Origin of the sequence: Dyadobacter sp. UC 10, from assembly GCF_008369915.1 — a bacterium.
Taxonomy (GTDB): domain Bacteria; phylum Bacteroidota; class Bacteroidia; order Cytophagales; family Spirosomataceae; genus Dyadobacter.
Window position 1 is genome coordinate 112,776 of the sequence record NZ_VSRN01000001.1, and the last position, 16,972, is coordinate 129,747.

Genomic DNA, 16,972 nt, shown 5'->3' on the forward strand with positions numbered 1-16,972 from the left:
TCTCATTTCCAATCCGCAAGCGGCTTAACCTGAGGCAGTTTGGCGGAAGGTGAGAAAATAGCATTGAAGCTTTCAGATGAATTAGCCGGCAACGTCACCTCGAAGCCTACAAATTGCGTATCCGGGTTGGGTGCGTCATAATCGTGGGTCGGGGTGGTAGGCCAGGTCTTGATCTCAATATCGGCTTTTGTTTCAAAAACGAGCAGCATCTTTTTTCCGTTTTGCGATAGTTCCACTGTTTTTCCGTCGAGCACTTTTACAGCTGCGCCCGTGAGCAGGTTCCAGCGCATTTTGGCAGGTTTGTCGGCTGTTTTCACCTCATCTCTGACTACAACCCACTTTTCATCGCGGATCGAAACGCCTCGTTTTGCAGCTGCAACCTGACCTTTATATAAATCTGAAAGATCAGTCACAGCCAGCATTTGCGAACGGCTGTCCGACCAGGAATCTATTTTGGCATAACCTTTCACATTCATGAGCTGGTCATTAAATGACAAAGTATTGTGGGCAAAGTTGTTGAGACGAAACACTTCCCAGCGCTGGGAGTTCTGCTGACGGTTCCACAGATCGACCCCTTTTGTTTCCAGGGAGTTATATTCCTGCATGCCGAAATCCATCGCCCAGCGCTCGCCCTGCGCGTCGAGCACGAACGAGCCGATATCCATATGCGCATGGTTTACGGATGCGGAACCCGCTTTCAATCCGACAAAAATAGCGTTGGGATCGACCCAGGAAGTACGCATCAGTGCGACTGGAGAAGGCCCCTGCCCTACCCATTGCCTCTTTACAGGCGCTTTTATCCCTTCAAGGTTTGTTTTGGTACCCCAAACCAGCAGCGCCGGTAAGATCCGGTTGCGCACCATGCCGTCGGTCTGATCGGAGAGCAGCTTCCTTTGTGTCCAGAGCAGCGAAGGATCGCCATTTTTTTCGGCAAACCAGAACATAGCCGGGCTAAGCCCTTCCTTCAATCCGCTGTCGCCCCAATTGTGCGCCAGGCCGGAAGGCCCTACGAGGTTTTGAAGGAATCCGGCAGTTTTCAAAAAGCCGGGTGATTTCGAAAGCCCGAAGTCCGTGTCCAATGCTTTCTCAACCGCGCTGATAAACAAAACATTGAAGCTGGTGCCATATCCCCAGTAACTGAACCCTTCCGGATATGCACCGTCGGGCTGGTAAGACGGGCCCATTGCTTTTGGAATACTGGCGACAGCGCGCGAAATCACATTCGCGGCAATTTCCGGCTGATTTTCCGCGATAGCCAGCGCGCCGAAGGAAATCCCCGCATTGCAAACCTGGTTCCAATTGTGTTCTGCTTTCAGAAATGCATTGTACCTCTTGTCAAGTGAAGGTTCAATGCCCTTTTTCAATATTGCTTCTGCGATCGTGTTTCTTGTTTCGGTTGCCAGCCCGTCATAGAGCCAGTCGTAGCCGATTGCAACGGCCATCGTCATTTCGGCCACGTCCAGAAAGTGCGTCGGGTTCCAGTCTTCGAAAGCAGCCACAGCCAGCATTTCCTTTTCCGCCCGCCGGAGATACTTTTCATTTTTGGTAGTCCTGTATGCGTACGACAATTGGAAGACCCTCCTCAGACACTCGCGCGATTTATCGAGCAGCCGCTTTCCGATTTTGATCCGCTCGACCGGGGGCACATCCAGAAGTTTGTCACATTCAGCCAGTATTTGCTGGTGTACCGCATTCCATTCGGGATATTTTTTAACCTGCGACAAAATTTGCTGCTCCTCCCCTTTCAGTAAAAGCAGCCTGGGATGCCCTTCTTTTAAAGACTTAAGTACCTCAGGTTTCGATTGGCTTTGACTGGAAAATCCCTGAAAACTGAGCAGGACGGTGAGTAGTATAAAGATTTTTCTCATAACTAGAGGTTGGCATTGGTGAGCAGTAAGAGACCATTTCCTTCTGTATTTTCCGTGTTTAACCCCGACAAATCAACATCAGGATATTTGTGTGAAACCGCTTTGGCAGTCTGAAAAAATCCATCATAATGAATGGTTTTAATCTGCTGGTAGGTCCAGTTTTTTTTCTTTTGGGCAAAAGGCAGTAACCATTCAAATGCGGATCTGATACTTTTTCCATCCGGCGTCTTAAAGTTCCAAAGATCGATACCCACATTATCTCCTAATGCCGCCAGCTGAAAGAAACCCTGCAGGTTCATTACCGAGTAATTCCAGGAAACCGTGCGCGCGAGCTCATGCGGCTGCGCCCCGCTGGTGTCGAGCTGGGTACTGATCCGCTTTTTGGTTTGTTGTTCCAAAATCGACCTGGCTAGCTCAGGCTGTTCTGTGAAAAGCGCCATCGAAACGGTCTGGACGTCGTACCAGGTACCGTGGTTGTTATGCTCGTCGGCCTCATCCAAGCCAATCGGACTTGTTGTCATCCAGGTCAAAAATGCTTTATACCAATCCTGAATACCCCGATAATCAGTCGCGGACAAACTTTCAGAACCTTTTAGCAACTGTACGCCGTCAATCAGCACCGCCAGCGCGCGGGTGTCGATGATACCTATTCCCCTGCCATTGGTGCGACCGGGTATTGCCTGTCCGAAGTTCAGGTTGGGGTTCATTTTTGTCTCCTCGTCCAAAAACCAGGTTCTCAAAAGTTTCGCAGCATGGTCGGAATATTTACTTTCTCCTGTGAAATACCAGGCCAGCGAAAGCCGGTAAACATCCCGGCAGAGACTTGAATGATAATCCGCATCTTTGATAGTGTACCTTTCCGGATTCACCTGCCCGTCTTTTCTGATGTAGGGAAGTCCGTCAGCCCTGGTTGAATCCGGCCACCAATACGGACCAACGCTCATATAATCGTGCTTATCGCCGCTTGGAGGTACTTTTCTTTTGTAGGTAACCGAATAGGGCCCAGCCTTCAATGCCTTGTCGGCCTGGGCGACCAATTCCTGCAACGCTTTTTGGAGCTGCTTGTCGCCTTTCCGGATTTTATCTTTTGACGATTTCAGAAATTCCGGCTTAAGCAGGAAAGTTTGCAGCGGCCCGGCGGCATAGCTGTTGGTTTCTGATGTGACAATATCAGTTCTTAGCTGCTGAGCAGTGCCTGAAAAGAGCGTACCCGCATGCGCGGAGACTGAGAAACACAACGCCAGGCATGTCGCGAGGCGGGCTGTAAATGCAATTTTCTTCATAGGAAAGCACCATTGGGAGTTATTAATGCATCATCCCGCAGGTTCCGTCAACGCAACCTGCGGGAAATGAAGCAAACGATTTTAGCAACGCTATTTCATCAGGTAGCGTTTAATACTGATCCTGGCGCTTTTTTTATCGTTACTAACCGAATTCACATAGACGTACGCGCGGTACTTTCCATCCTGCGTTTCCACCCACACGCCAGCTTCTGCGCGCATATTAATCGCATAATCAGGCGCCGAAGCAATATCGAGCTGCTGAAAATCCAGGTCATCAATATATACGCCAAACTGCAACCTTGCCAGGTGAAAATCGCGCAGGTTCCAGACCTTTTGTACTTTGGTAGCCCGGTTCGCACCAGCCGGCAGGTTCACGCCAGGCAGGTAAGTTTTGGCAGAAGGCGCAACAAGTCCGTGCGAAAAAGTAATATTTGGAATAGAACGGTACAAATACACCAGATCGATTTTAGATGCATTTGCAGCTGCATCCGCCGCGCTGTAAACGGCCATATCTTCAATCGAGATGAATGCTTTGGAGCTATCCACAACATCAAGATCGAGCACCATGTCCATTTCGGCGACCTTGTAAGGCCCCATGGAATAGGTAACCGCCTGGCCGTTGCTGGCCTGGGCAGAGAATTTGAATGAAACCTCTTTTCCTCTCGCAGTAGATGGTATGCGGTAGGAATAGCGAAGCGTGGCCGCAGACGTATCTTTGGTAAATGCCACAGTCGTTTTCCCGCCGCTGTTTACCGACTTACTCCCTACTTCGATACCCACGTCCTCACCGCTTCCATTGGTGTAAAACGATCGGTTTTCCAGGAAGGTCGATTCTCCACCTGCAATGCTTGCTTCCACTTCTGCAGAGACCAGCTTGCCCATAGACTTTGGCAGCGCCATTGCATAAGCGAACTCGATATTCAATCCGACCAGGTTTGGCCCGAGCGTTCTTTTAATCACATCGTTTTGAAGTTCCTGTTTCAGTTCCGGTATTGCGTATTCTTCCTCTTGACAGGAAGACAGCGAAACCAGTCCGATCAGAACAAGGAAGTAATATAAATAGCTATGTTTCATGATCTTGCTGTTAAAGGGTTACGGTTGTTGCACTGTAAGATTGACCGTGTATACTTTCCTGATTTTGCGGTTACCCGATACAACTGTATACTGCTTTGGATTTGCCAGATCCGAAAAATCGACTTTTCCGGTGATCTTTGGGTCCAGCTTCGCATCAGTTACAAGTGAGAATTGCGGGTACAGGTTTTTCAGGTCTGTTCCATAAAACACCTTGACGTTGATCGTCTGAGCAGTGGTGTCAATCACTGCATTCTCAACTCTTACCGTTTGAAAATCAGGCCCGAGCAGCTCGAAGTTACTCACATAACACTGGCTGCGGGTGGTAATCAGCAGCCCGTCTTCATCCACAGGGAAATCTTCTTTGCAGGATACCAGCATACTGACGGTCAGTAGCATCGCTCCAATCCATTTGATATATTTTAGCATTTGAATTAAATATTAATGTTTTAGAAAATCGTCGCACAATAGCCTACAACCAGGGCGTATTCTGGGTCAGGTTCGGATTGCGGTCGCGTTCGCCCGGCGGAATCCGGAAAATGTAGTTTTGCTGGTAAGTACGCTCGGGTACGTTCTGGAAATACCTTTGCTGGTTGGCACCGTGCGTATCGATCCGCCACACCCCTTCGCTGTAAGGCGCTCCCCATACACGTTCCAATGCACGCCATCTGCGGAGATCAAACCCACGGTGGCCTTCACCCAAAAGCTCAACAATCCGCTCCTGCTCAATAGCTGCGAAAAATGCATCTGCCCCGGCTGTTTTGGCAGCGGTAAGCGCAGGGAGGTTTCCGCGGCGCCGTATCTTGTTCAGCAAAGCAATCGCCTCAGCAGTAGGACCTTTTACTGCATTGGAAGCTTCTGCGTACATCAGGTAAACATCCGCCAGGCGCATTACCGGGAAGTTGTAATCCCCCTCGCTGCGTCCCTGACCGGCATAATTGCGCAGGAACTTACGGAAGACGTAGCCAGAGTTGGTACCGTCGGTATTGTAGGTCGTGTACTTTACGCCATCAATGGTAACCGGCTGGTTCCAGGTTTTGTAGATATATGGAAGCCAACCCGTGGATTTCAGTGAAATCATACCCACACTTACTTCATAGTCCCACATGATGGAAGCTTTCATGCGGTAGTCCCGGTTCTTGTAGCTTTGTGGATTTACAGCAGAATTCAGCGCCGTACGGGCACCCGCGTCGACTGGGTTCATAGGTACCATTTTCGGGGCAAAATCACCTGTTACCGTAGACTGATAGCGATCAGCGATCTCATACCGCGGCGCTACCCAAAGCTGTGACCCTTCGTGTGAACGACCGGCGAAATCGCGCATCAGCTCTTCCCCCTGCCCTGTTCCAATACCTCCGTGCGTGAAACCCATGATGATTTCGGGATCGTTATTTGCAGCCGGAGTAAACAGGTAATAATAGTTCGGCAGCTTCTCAGCCTTGCCCAGTGAGTCAATCTCTCCCGGCTCTCCGTTGCGGAACAAAACCAGACCATAATCGTTGATCACCGAGTTAAAGTCAGCAGCAGCGGCGGTGTAGGCAGCAGTTGCCGCATTGGCATCAGGCTTGAAGTTTTCCAGCTCGGGCCAGCCAAACCGGTTCCAGCAAGCCCAGTACAACTGCAGTTTTCCGCGGAATGCAAGTGCGGCAGGCTTTCCTGCGCGCCCGGCCCCCGGCGCTTTTGCAGGAAGTTTTTCATAAGCATAGGTAAAATCCGCCATGATGGAATCCTTTACCTGCCCGATCGGCGTGCGCGTCAATGCGGATACGTCCGAGTTGGCTTCGACAATGTTGGTAAAGTAAGGCACATCTCCCCACATGGAAATAAGCCGGAAATAAACCATTCCCCGGAGCAGCCTGGCCTCGCCTACGATCGCTTCCAGCTTGGCTATCGACTCTGGCTTGGCAGTCAGCAACATGCGCTCAACATTCCTGATCACATAGTTTGTCCGGTTTACACCACCATACAGGTACCGGTACATTTTATCGAAATTATCGCCGTAGCCGGTTGGGTTATAGTCCCCGTTGTGATAAGCGTCGCCGAGGCGTAAATTTTCGTTGGTTGCACTGGTACCGCGGGTACGCACGTATTCGCCGTGCCCATCCAGATAATAATCCCTGTCAAACAAAGGTCGCACGGATGCGTAGGCTCCGTTCAATGCAAATATTGCATCGTCTTCAGTTTTCCAGAATGCGTTTGCCGCCAGTTCCGTCGTAGGATCCTGCTGGAGCAGGTCTTCTACGCAAGAGCTCGCACCGAAAACAATCCCGGCGAGGGTGATAGCTGATAATATATGTTTGATTCTTTTCATTGGAATAGCTTTTAGATTCCTATGTTGATACCAACTGAATAGGATTTGTTCAAAGGATATGCATCGCTTTTGTTGCCGGCTTTTTCCGGGTCAAGTCCGCGGAACTTGGTGATCGTGGCCAGGTTTTCTGTCGAGGCAAAAATGCGGAAGTTGCTAATGCCGAGCTTTTTCGTCAGCACTACAGGAAGATTGTATCCCAGCTGGATATTCTTTACCCGCAGATAGGAAAGGTTATCTAGCCAGAATGTGGTTTCTTCCCGGTTTGCATTTCCGTTCAGCCTCGGCCATTCACCGTCACGGTTCTCCACAGACCAGGGGTTATCCCAGTGCGCTTGCGTAGATGCATAGCGCTGGTTTCCAATGCTGGTATTGTTGTAAATATTTATCCAGTAATCCTTGCGACCGGAAGCTCCCTGTAAAAGGAATGTCAGATCAATACCACGCCAGGAAACATTACCGTTCAGGGCAAAGTTGGTAGTAGGGCGGTCGCGCTGCACTTTTGGGTAAGCCACTTTATCATCATCCGAGATCCTGCCGTCCCCGTTGATATCCTTCCGCAGGATATCCCCCGGCGACGCGCCCTGAGGGGTTGCATTGTACACATCCTGCCAGGTTTGGGCGATACCTGCATCCTGGTAAGTATAAAGGTAATGGTAAGGCATGTTCAGAAATGTATATCCTCTGGACAGAAATTCATTCCAAACTTCCAGGTTGGTCCGGTTGAAAGAAGCATTTAACCCGAGGGTGTAGTTCACTGCACCCTTCCGGTCACGCCAGGTAAGATTACCTTCCACGCCACGGTTGCGCAGGTTTCCGATGTTTTTCCTTGGCGCATCATAGGCCCCTGTCAGCAGGATCGACATTTCGGATGGCCGGTTCATGCCGGTAGTAAGGCGGTCGTAATAGTCGATCTCGGCGGTGAGGCGGTTATCCAGGAAGCCCAGGTCAAGACCCAGGTTGAAGACTTTGGTATTTTCCCAGGAGAGATCTCTGTTAACCAGTTTTTTGTTGATAAAACCCTTCACAATTCCCGCACTTACCATATAGTTGCTGGCAGCGAGCGTTGACTGCTGTTCGTAGCGATCTACCCCGCTGTTGTTTCCGAGGCTTCCATAAGAAGCGCGGATCTTTCCATTGGTCAGGAAACGATTGGTGTACTGGTTAATGAATGATTCCTCTGTAAACCGCCAGCCCACAGCCGCCGAGGGGAAAAATCCGAACTGACTGCCGGGAAGGAATTTCGAAGATCCATCCGACCGGAAATTTACTTCGAGCAGGTACCTGTCAAACGCTGCATAGTTGACGCGCCCGATGTAAGAACGCAAGCCTTCGGTTGAAGAATTACCGCCGGTAGATTGAATCTCGGTCAGCGCCGCATCGACCTCGCTCAGAGACGGATGAAGTCTGTCGTTCCTCGAAGTGGCCTGGTAGCGATCGTACCAGTACTCTTCACTGTACACAAACATTGCGCCCAATTCGTGGTTCTTGGCAATGGTTGTATTGTAATTCAAACGCCCGTTCAGCAGGGTTTTGTAGCCTGTATTCGTAAAGTTACCTACTCCGGCATTGGCGCCCACATACACCCTGCTTCCGAACGAATTGGTCTGGAAGTTGTACGATTGATTAGGCGTATTTGCATTCCAGCGGAACTGGTTGAAGTAGTTGAGCGCGTAATCGATGCGGGCAGTCAGGCCTTTGATCGGCGTCCAGTCGAGATAAATGCTGGTATTGGCTTCCTGACGGTTCTGCCTGGTGAGCTGGTTTACATAAAGCGTATAGGGATTATAGGCCTGAGGATCTTCATTGTAGGCCATTACGCCACCATAATATCCGGTAACAGGATCGTAAGGCAAAATACCCGGAATAGCGTACTGCATATCAAATCCCGCTGTGTTGGTGGAAGCATCGTCTGTAAAGCCGTCTTCCAGCGCATAAGTCAGGTTCGACCAGTTACCATTGAATTTGATACCGGTGTTGATATTCTTCCTGATCTTATAATCGTAGTTGAAACGTGCATTATAGCGTTTGTAGTCATTATTGATCTGCAAACCCTTTTCGTTCATTAAACCAACGGAGATAAAGAAGTTGGACTTGTCGCCACCGCCGGACGAGGAAAGGTTATAGTTCTGCACCGAACCTGTACGCATGATCACATCCCACCAGTCGGTATTGGGATAGGCGACCGGATCGATCAAACCAAGTGCCATCCACTGGTCAATCGTACCGTCTTTGAAGTTGAAGTTCGGGCGCAATGTATTCACCGCAGCTGCCCGCTGGTGAATCGTAAGCGTGCGCGGATAGTCGGCAAGAAAGTCATAAGCCCTGGTCGGGACCTGGACGCCGTAGTTTCCCGAAAAGTTGATGGTTGCCTTTTCCTGGCCTTTCCCGGATTTGGTGGTGATCAAAATGACACCATTTGCCGCCCTCGAACCATAAACAGAAGAAGAAGTCGCATCTTTCAGGATTGAAACCGACTCTATATCGTTCATATTCAGTCGGTTGACATCCACATCCGGCATCCCGTCGACTACCACGAGCGGGCTGGCATTGTTGACAGTACCAAGTCCGCGGATCACAAGCGACGCATTATTGCGGCCCGCCATACCCGAATTCTGGTTCACCGCCAGACCTGGAACCAGTCCCTGAAGACCCGAAGAAACATTGCTGAGCGCCCGATTGGTAATTTTGTCGTCGATCGTAATCGCCGAAACTGCGCCGGTCACATTCACTTTCTTCTGCGTTCCGTAACCGACTACGACCACTTCGTCCAGCGATTTGTCTTCGGGCGCGAGCTGGATGGTAATTGCAGTGCGGTTGTCGACTGTTGCCTCCTGGGAAATGTAGCCGATAAAACTGAAAGTAAGCACCGAAGAGGCGCCGGCAACCGTAATTGTGTAGTCTCCGTCGGGATTGGTGGTCGTTCCGTTGGAGGTACCTTTTTCGATCACATTCACACCAGGAAGGCCGACACCTTTTTCATCGGTTACCTTACCGGTAACAGTGACGGCAACTTTTGCTTCCCGACCTGCGCGTGTCATCGTGCCACTTTTTGCTTCGATGTGAAAGCCCGGACACAGCCATATTCCTGACATGACCGCGAGACTAACCCACCGAATGCGCGTAGAGGATTTTTTCATAGGGGTTAAGTTTAGTTTAAGAGAACAGATATGTATCTCCCAGTGACGTAAACCTCAACCCCGTACCATTACTATTTTCCTAAAAATTATCCGAATAATTTTATAATAAATGGATAAGTAATTGTGAATGAACCTATGATCGGCCCAATATTCGCGCTTTTTAACTACACCCCAACCCCAAGTGCAGCTCTCCCCTTTTTCTTCTCTAAAACCTTGAAAGGCTTCGCTTCCAGCTTTACGCGGCGATAGGCAAAGGCACAGCAGGCCGACAGCACCAGGAACAGTGCGTCGATGAAGAAAATATCGAATGCACCCTGCTGCCAGGTTGTCCACATCCAAAGTCCCGTAGAGATACCATTGGCAAGAGGCACACCCAGGCATAGTACAACCGACAAAAGCAGCGTCTGGCGGTTCATGAGCGGGAAGTTCCTTCGGATGATGAAATATAGCGACAGAATCAGCCAGCTGTAAAAGTAGGTATGGTAAATGGCCGACTGGTCTACTTTGGGCAGCACTTTCAGCATAATGAATGTAAATGCAGTCACGGGTAACATGCTCAGGCAAGCCGCAAGGAACACATTGCTGGCCCAGAAGTTGAACTTGCGCTTATGCGCCTCGGTTGCCACCTTATCGCGGGCCACAAACCAGATCAGAATGCCCGAAATGATCACCGCGCAGCCCATTAAACCTAAAATAAAGAACACAATACGCAGCGGCTTGCCACCGAAATCGCCGAAATGCAGGTGAAATACGAGGCTTTTCACGCCATCGATATAATTGCCTCCGTCGACAGGCGACTTTTGCGCCAGCATTTTACCAGAAGCTACTTCTACGTGCACCAGTCCCGATCCGGCAAAGTTAGTTTCCGGGTTGGGCTTCGACTCCACGCTGACCTGCATACTTTCATCCATATAATTACGGATCGCCACGCGGGTGATCTCGCTTCCCTTCCATTTATTTTGCCATTCAGATACAAATGCATCCAGGTCAAAACCGGCTTTCATGGGCTTGTAAGTGTATTCAGCGGTCATACTGCGGTTGTATTGCAGACTTTCATAGAGTTTGTCCGAATTTCCCTCGTAAAGCAGGTCGGTGAATGGCGCCAGGATCACATAGTTGACGATCAGCACCACGCCGGTCACGGCGAAAACGAGCTGAAAAGGGAATCCGATCACACCCAGTACAGTATGCATGTCCGTCCAGACCGTCTTCCATTTACTGACGGGCCTGAACACAAAGAAGTTTGATTTGATCTTGTCCCAATGCAGCAGCAAACCAGTAATCAATGCAAAAAGGAACAGAAACGAGACGATACCGGCGATCAGATAGCCAAAGGGTGTACCGATATCGAAGGGAAATACCTGATTGAGCTGGGCAAGGAAATGCAGACGGTACAGGAACTCGCCCATATCATAAGCCTCGGAATAATCCCCGGCGGCCTTCTGATCGGTAAAGCTGTACAGAAAATAAGCCGAATCGTCATCGCCGCCCCTTCTGCCCCTTCCTTTTCGCTTGCCTTCCCTTTTCGGCTTTGGCTTTGGCTTGGTAACGGTGGTATCCGAAGAAGCGGTCATACTCACGTAAGTCCCCTGACCCTGCCGCTGAACATAAAAATCAAAATTACGGCCCAGCAGGTTGTGCTTGCCAGCCAGCGAATCGATAACGGGATTGAACTTTTGTACCGGATGCTGCGCGACGATCGATTTCCCTTTTTGCCAGGCTGAAATATCATCCTTAAAAAAAGAAAAAGACCCCGCGAAAAAGATCACATACAATATCGCAGCAATGATGATCCCGCTGATCGTGTGGGTATGAAAATAGATGTTGTATTTCCTAAGATCCATGATTGAGGTTGAATTTCAGCAGGTAAGGCAATGAAAACACAAGGCTAAGAATAATGTAAAGCGCCCAGACGCGCCAGACATTGCGTGCGATGAAAGCATAGAGCAGCAAAAATGCCCACAGTATGTAACCCGTGAAATAGGCGGTAATGATCACGTTTTCTTTTGGCAAAAAGGCCGTAAAAAAGAGGTGCAGGCTCATCATCACGGCGTAGCCCCCTACTGATCCGGCGAGGATCTTGCTCAGGCGCAGCCAGGGTGAGCGGGTCAGGTACTTTTTGTTGGCAGGCATAGGTCAGTAAATGATCAGTTCAAGCGCAAGCGCGCATATATAGAGTATTGTAATGCTTTTGATACCGAAGTAGGGGAATGGAAAAAACAGGACGGAAACTGATCCGGCGGTCATCAGAATAACTATTGCCGCAAAAATCCCGCTGCCCAGACCCAATTGCACTACACATAGCGCCGTTGCTGCGAGAAACAGCGCAAAAGCGGCATACCGGCAATAAGCAGGAGAAGATGCCAATCCGGACATGATCCGGTTTTTATCCGGCCACGAGATCCGCCCGGAGGTATTCATCCACAGAATGAAACCGCTCAGAAAAAGTAAACAAATGGTACTGAACATTACTATTATTATTCAGAATAATTAAAAATACAATGCAAGGTAGATACGCGCCGCCGATTTTGGATGGTCGAACCGAAAATCTTTCAGGCAAAAATGTTTTTCAGTTATTTAATGACGCAATGCGTTTTCTGAAATCCAGCGGGGCATAACCTGTCTGTTTTCCGAAAAACCTGGTGAAATACGAAGGTTCCGAAAAACCCAGCGCATAGCTGATTTCCTTGATCGGCTTTTCGATGTAGCCGATCTCCCGTTTGGCTTCCAGAATAAGGCGCTCACTGATCATCTGGCTGATTGTTTTGCCAAACGATTCACGGGTCAGTTCGTTCAGGCGCTTGGCGCTGATAGAGAGTTGTTTTGCATAAAAATCGGCGCTGCGTTGCTTTCGGTAATGTGTTTCAATGAATTCGATCAGCGTGTGGAGGCGGGGGTCGGTGTGAGAGGCGGTACTGATCTCTTTTTGCAGCTCGATACAATGCAGGAACCAGCTCCGAAGATAAGACTCAAGTATCGCCGGGCGCCGCGCACCGTCATATTCGATTTTGATCAGGCCAAGTAATGTATTTAAAACCTGAGTCCCGCTCTCAGGGACCACGACGGCAAAGTTGCCCGAATAGTTGCAGAGCCTTAACAGGTCGCTACCCATTTCCTTTTCGAAGAAATCTTTGGAAATAGCCATCAAAAAACCGCGTTTGCCGCGTTGCTCTATGCTATGCACCTGACCCGGCAGAAGCAGGAATACCTGGTTGTCGGCGATTGGAAACCTATTGAAATCGATATAGTGAAACTGATCCGTTCTGACATCGGTAAACCACAGCAATTCGTAGAAATCATGCCGGTGCAAGCCTTTGAAGAAATATGTATCGGCATCCTCAATGGTGGCTATTTCAAAGAAAGCATCACCCAGGTCGTGGAGCGGATAGTCCTGCAATGCCGGGTCCGCATCCTTCACATCTGCCTGATTTGTTACGCTATTCATATATCTCCGCCTCCCGTCTGATGTATTACAAATATTGCTATCCAACCGCTGCAAAATTAATAACAAAACCGTGTGCCCGCTTTTTCCTTCCCGATGATCAGTCTGCCGCCGCTCCCCGCAAAAGCAGGGAGCGGTGGGTTTCAGAAAACTACTTCACCTTCACGATAGCGGTAATCGCTCCGCCTTCCACTTTCAAACCCTGTTTGGCCGTCGCAGTTGCAATGTCGATGGTGTATACCCAGCTGCCTGCCTCTGTGTTGATACCAACGTAAACACTTTTCTTGTCCTCGCTTACGGTATTGTTATTGTAAGATGCAGATGATGAAGCGATTGCATTGGGCGCGCCGGTTACCCATGTAAATGTCTGGTTGTACAGGTCCGCAATAGCCAGTTTCGCATTGCCGGTAGTGGCGTTAATGTCCCCATACATATAAAGCAGGATCTTTCCGCTGCCCAGGTAGGTCTGATCAGAGATTTTGTGCCCGCCTGATTTTTCCTGCACATTAAAGAAATAGCTCTGATCAAACTCGGTGGTGCCTTTTTTGATACGAACGAAAGCCGAAGGTTTGGTTGATGATTCTTTCCCGGCATTAGTAGCCGACGCGGGCGAAAATCCATACACATCCCCATTTTCGTCCACAGCCAGACCGTTGTTGAAATAAGATCCGATGAAACTGGTGCGGTTGTCTTTAATCGTTTTTTCGTAGGTCATAGAAGGGTACGAAAACACGGCGATCCAGCTGCTGTCGGGATAAGCGGTCCCGAATACATCCGGCGCCGCGCCTTTGATGCTCATATAAGGAGCGAAAATTTTGTCACCAACCTGCGTCGCCCAGGTGAAATGCGCCCGCTCACCATTGCCTGCAAGCTTTACGATGTTAACCTGCCCTTCACTGACGATTTTGGACTGATCGGCATTGATGCGAAACCAGGAAGCACTTTCATTGCCGCTGCGGGGTACTTTGATGGTAAGGATATCGTCGCCGGCCGTGGTGAATACCTGAACAGTTTCCGCCTGGAAATCAGATGTTTTTTGCAACGCACCTTTTTCGTCCAGTGCATAAGTTGTTACTGCGCCCGGATTGCCTTGCCCGTACAGCAGGCTGAAAAATTTGCCTTTGTGTGTCAGGTAGTACCGGTACGACCCATCCTGCTCAATCCCCTGACCGACTGTGCTGATCGTGCCCTGCGTAAGATCGCTGGTAGTCAACAGGTAATCGGCCACACCATCCTGCGAGCCGACCGGCGCCGAGGCCACCACGTAGCGCGCAGTTCCTGTGCCCGGCTCGGGAGTTGGCCCGGAAGGATTGTCGTCGCTGCAACCACCCAGGAATAGGCCTGTCCCTACTACGAAAACCCATTTTAAATATGATTTTTTCATTTTCTGATTTGGATTGATTTATAAAATTGATCGGAATTATTTACTGATGAAGTAGCGTAATTTGACGTAGAAACCGCGACTTGGCTTTTGCAGGCTGAAATTGTCATACAGCTTGGCATCAAGCAGATTTTTGCATTCCAGGGAGACGTTGTATTTGCCGTCCGCCAGCGCGTAAACCACATTGACATCGTGACTCAGCTGCCGTGGAATATCGAGCTTGTCGCTGCCCAGGCTTGGCCAGTACAGGTAATAGGCGTGTACAAATAAGAGATTATAACCCACGGTGAGCGTATTGCCTTTTTTCCCGAAGTCTTTCAGGAACAGTGCCGCGTCGGCATTCCCGAACATGAAGGGCATATTCGGAATGCGGTCCCGGTAAAGCGGGCTTTCCACGGTGTAGCCTTCTTCGAAACGGGTGTTGTTGCGCAAGTCCTGGTAAGTCAGATTCACGCCTGCGGTCAGCAGTTGTTTGTATGAATAACGCACCTCCCCGTCTACCCCGAAGTTGGTCACATCGGCCAGGTTGTCCATCACCTGTTTGGTCTGATTGGCATTCAGTCTCGGGCGGATAAAGCCCTGCGCGTCGCGGTAGAGCACATTTGCATCTACACTGAACCGGTGGACCCTGCTGATATTGCCCTGGTAACTGAACCCGAGGTTATAATTGTAGCTCGTTTCCGGTTCCAGTTCAATATTACCTTCCAGGTTAATCAGGTCGCCAAAAAGCTCATCGGTTTCGGGCAGGCGATAGCTTTTTTCAAATGAACCTTTCAACTGCAGATTTTTGGAAAGAAAATAAGTGGAAGCAATGCCATAGCCCAGCTTTGTACACCTGTTTTTCTGTTCCAGAAATGCATTATCCCCCCAGTTCCCGCTCGGATTATAGGAGACCGAGTATTTATTTCTCTGCGAAAAATGCTTCACGAATGCAGAGGTATTCCAGCGCTCACTGTAATCGAACTTATATCCCAGCCCGAGCACATTTTTCTTATTGATCCTCGGCTGTTCGTATTTTTCCGCGTCGGGGAAAAGTTCGTCCTTTCCTTCGCGGTTGAAGGTGTTATAGACATTGTTGATAGTCAAAGAATGGCGCTCGTTGAGCTGATATGTCACATTTGCAGTCGCCAGGCCATTGTTGTTCCGGAACCTGTAAAGCGACCTTTCGCGCTCGCTGCCCAGGCCTTCGTATTGTTTGAACTGCTGAAACCAGTTGTAGCGGCGGTACACCGTGTCGACGTTCTGCTCTTGCCCGAGGTTATAGTTGGCTGAGATATTTACACTTAATCCTTTGACAAACAGATCCTTCTTTTGGTATTTCAGACTCGGCATGACAATGTTCCCCTTTCGGTGCCATGCCCCGAACACGCTCACCATACGCGCTCCGGTCTGGATCTCGGCTTTATTTTTGCCCAAAGTAATGCCCAGCAGCAGGCGGTCGGCGTACTTTTTATTAACCACACCTACATTGGCGATCACCGTTTCGTTATGGTAGGTATCATGAAAACGGCGCAGACGCTGGTTGCGGAAATATTCGCCCGTATTTACATCCGCCACATCTACATTGATCCAGTAATTGTTGTCTGAATAATTCTGAAATGCATTCAGCTGCGCTGTGAAGCCGTTTTTCGCTGTATATCCGGCATTGATCGCCGTTCGGTGGGTATTGAATGAACCATATGAATAAGATGCGTCGAGGTAGCTGTTCTGCCGGGTATTGGTTACAATATTGACTGCGCCGCCCAGCGCATCGGAGCCCAGCCAGATCGGTACTACGCCTTTGTACACCTCTACCCGCTCGGCCAGGTTGATGGGGATATTATTAAGCTGAAAAGACGAACCAAAGTTGTCCATCGGCACGCCGTCAAGGAAAAATTTGACCTGGCGGCCTGTAAAACCATTCAGCGAAAAATTCATATTGGAACCCACGCCCCCGCTTTCCCTCACCCGCACGCCCGACACCCTGTCCAATGCGTGAGAAAGATCCAGTGTCGAGTTTTGCAGCTTCCGCGCGTCGATGGCCGTGACATTATATGCCTGCCGGTTTACCTCCCGCGTTTCAGACCTGCCGATCACCGATAATGATTCAAGCTCGCGTGTTTCGGGAACCAGTTTGAAATTTTGTCTGGCATTTTCGCCGGCCTTGATGGTAACCTCTTTGGACCATGTTTTGTAGCCCATAAAAGTCACCAGCAACTGGTAGGCGCCCGGGCGAACGTTTTCGATGGCATATTTACCCTCGGCATTAGCGACGGCCCCGTAAGCGGTGCCTTTCAGACTGACCGAGGCCCCGGGCAGGACTCCTCCCTCGTCCGAGCGGACCTGCCCCGTCAGGGATATTGGCTGCTGGGCAAAGGCTATGATCACCAGGACACAAAACAGCCCTGTATGCAGAATTTTACTAATTTGCATTGCTTTAAAATGTTCAGCGTTTTAAAAGCGCAGCGCCTCGGCGCGGGAGTCGGATGGGTACCAGCCA

At 49.7% G+C, this 16,972-nt stretch carries 12 protein-coding genes; all 12 read right to left on the bottom strand.

Going from position 1 to position 16,972, the window contains the following annotated elements:
• Nucleotides 1-2: 2 nt before the first annotated feature.
• Complete coding sequence (locus tag FXO21_RS00400; protein ID WP_149638240.1) at nt 3-1,868, bottom strand: heparinase II/III domain-containing protein; 1,866 nt, start codon at nt 1,866-1,868, stop codon at nt 3-5.
• Between the two features lie 2 nt (nt 1,869-1,870).
• On the bottom strand, nt 1,871-3,151 hold the full coding sequence (locus FXO21_RS00405) for an alginate lyase family protein (protein WP_149638241.1): 1,281 nt from the start codon (nt 3,149-3,151) through the stop codon (nt 1,871-1,873).
• A gap of 90 nt (nt 3,152-3,241) precedes the next feature.
• A complete protein-coding gene (locus tag FXO21_RS00410; protein WP_149638242.1) occupies nt 3,242-4,225 on the bottom strand; it encodes a DUF4466 family protein in 984 nt (327 codons plus the stop codon).
• Nucleotides 4,226-4,243: 18 nt separating this feature from the next.
• Nucleotides 4,244-4,651, bottom strand: coding sequence for a DUF5018 domain-containing protein (locus tag FXO21_RS00415; RefSeq protein ID WP_225865503.1), 408 nt, complete (start codon nt 4,649-4,651; stop codon nt 4,244-4,246).
• Between the two features lie 43 nt (nt 4,652-4,694).
• The gene (locus FXO21_RS00420) at nt 4,695-6,533 is read right to left on the bottom strand and encodes a RagB/SusD family nutrient uptake outer membrane protein (protein WP_149638243.1); all 1,839 of its coding nucleotides are present in this window, start codon (nt 6,531-6,533) and stop codon (nt 4,695-4,697) included.
• A gap of 11 nt (nt 6,534-6,544) precedes the next feature.
• Complete coding sequence (locus tag FXO21_RS00425) at nt 6,545-9,670, bottom strand: SusC/RagA family TonB-linked outer membrane protein (protein ID WP_149638244.1); 3,126 nt, start codon at nt 9,668-9,670, stop codon at nt 6,545-6,547.
• Between the two features lie 164 nt (nt 9,671-9,834).
• A complete protein-coding gene (locus FXO21_RS00430; protein ID WP_149638245.1) occupies nt 9,835-11,514 on the bottom strand; it encodes a PepSY-associated TM helix domain-containing protein in 1,680 nt (559 codons plus the stop codon).
• Nucleotides 11,504-11,803 carry a hypothetical protein gene (locus FXO21_RS00435; RefSeq protein WP_149638246.1) on the bottom strand — a complete coding sequence of 100 codons (300 nt, stop codon included), beginning with the start codon at nt 11,801-11,803 and terminating at the stop codon, nt 11,504-11,506. The genes FXO21_RS00430 and FXO21_RS00435 overlap by 11 nt, the downstream gene beginning before the upstream one ends.
• A gap of 3 nt (nt 11,804-11,806) precedes the next feature.
• Nucleotides 11,807-12,139: a hypothetical protein gene (locus tag FXO21_RS00440; RefSeq protein WP_149638247.1), complete on the bottom strand. Its 333-nt coding sequence runs from the start codon at nt 12,137-12,139 to the stop codon at nt 11,807-11,809.
• 100 nt (nt 12,140-12,239) lie between these two features.
• The gene (locus tag FXO21_RS00445; RefSeq protein WP_149638248.1) at nt 12,240-13,115 is read right to left on the bottom strand and encodes an AraC family transcriptional regulator; all 876 of its coding nucleotides are present in this window, start codon (nt 13,113-13,115) and stop codon (nt 12,240-12,242) included.
• A gap of 148 nt (nt 13,116-13,263) precedes the next feature.
• On the bottom strand, nt 13,264-14,496 hold the full coding sequence (locus tag FXO21_RS00450) for a DUF4374 domain-containing protein (RefSeq protein WP_149638249.1): 1,233 nt from the start codon (nt 14,494-14,496) through the stop codon (nt 13,264-13,266).
• Between the two features lie 36 nt (nt 14,497-14,532).
• Nucleotides 14,533-16,905 carry a TonB-dependent receptor gene (locus FXO21_RS00455; RefSeq protein ID WP_149638250.1) on the bottom strand — a complete coding sequence of 791 codons (2,373 nt, stop codon included), beginning with the start codon at nt 16,903-16,905 and terminating at the stop codon, nt 14,533-14,535.
• Nucleotides 16,906-16,972 lie beyond the last annotated feature (67 nt).

Excerpts from the sequence above, each read along its gene's own strand:
- FXO21_RS00400 (WP_149638240.1), bottom strand. The coding sequence starts at position 1,868 with ATGAGAAAAATCTTTATACTACTCACCGTCCTGCTCAGTTTTCAGGGA.
- FXO21_RS00405 (WP_149638241.1), bottom strand. The coding sequence starts at position 3,151 with ATGAAGAAAATTGCATTTACAGCCCGCCTCGCGACATGCCTGGCGTTG.
- FXO21_RS00410 (WP_149638242.1), bottom strand. The coding sequence starts at position 4,225 with ATGAAACATAGCTATTTATATTACTTCCTTGTTCTGATCGGACTGGTT.
- FXO21_RS00415 (WP_225865503.1), bottom strand. The coding sequence starts at position 4,651 with ATGCTAAAATATATCAAATGGATTGGAGCGATGCTACTGACCGTCAGT.
- FXO21_RS00420 (WP_149638243.1), bottom strand. The coding sequence starts at position 6,533 with ATGAAAAGAATCAAACATATATTATCAGCTATCACCCTCGCCGGGATT.
- FXO21_RS00425 (WP_149638244.1), bottom strand. The coding sequence starts at position 9,670 with ATGAAAAAATCCTCTACGCGCATTCGGTGGGTTAGTCTCGCGGTCATG.
- FXO21_RS00430 (WP_149638245.1), bottom strand. The coding sequence starts at position 11,514 with ATGGATCTTAGGAAATACAACATCTATTTTCATACCCACACGATCAGC.
- FXO21_RS00435 (WP_149638246.1), bottom strand. The coding sequence starts at position 11,803 with ATGCCTGCCAACAAAAAGTACCTGACCCGCTCACCCTGGCTGCGCCTG.
- FXO21_RS00440 (WP_149638247.1), bottom strand. The coding sequence starts at position 12,139 with ATGTTCAGTACCATTTGTTTACTTTTTCTGAGCGGTTTCATTCTGTGG.
- FXO21_RS00445 (WP_149638248.1), bottom strand. The coding sequence starts at position 13,115 with ATGAATAGCGTAACAAATCAGGCAGATGTGAAGGATGCGGACCCGGCA.
- FXO21_RS00450 (WP_149638249.1), bottom strand. The coding sequence starts at position 14,496 with ATGAAAAAATCATATTTAAAATGGGTTTTCGTAGTAGGGACAGGCCTA.
- FXO21_RS00455 (WP_149638250.1), bottom strand. The coding sequence starts at position 16,905 with ATGCAAATTAGTAAAATTCTGCATACAGGGCTGTTTTGTGTCCTGGTG.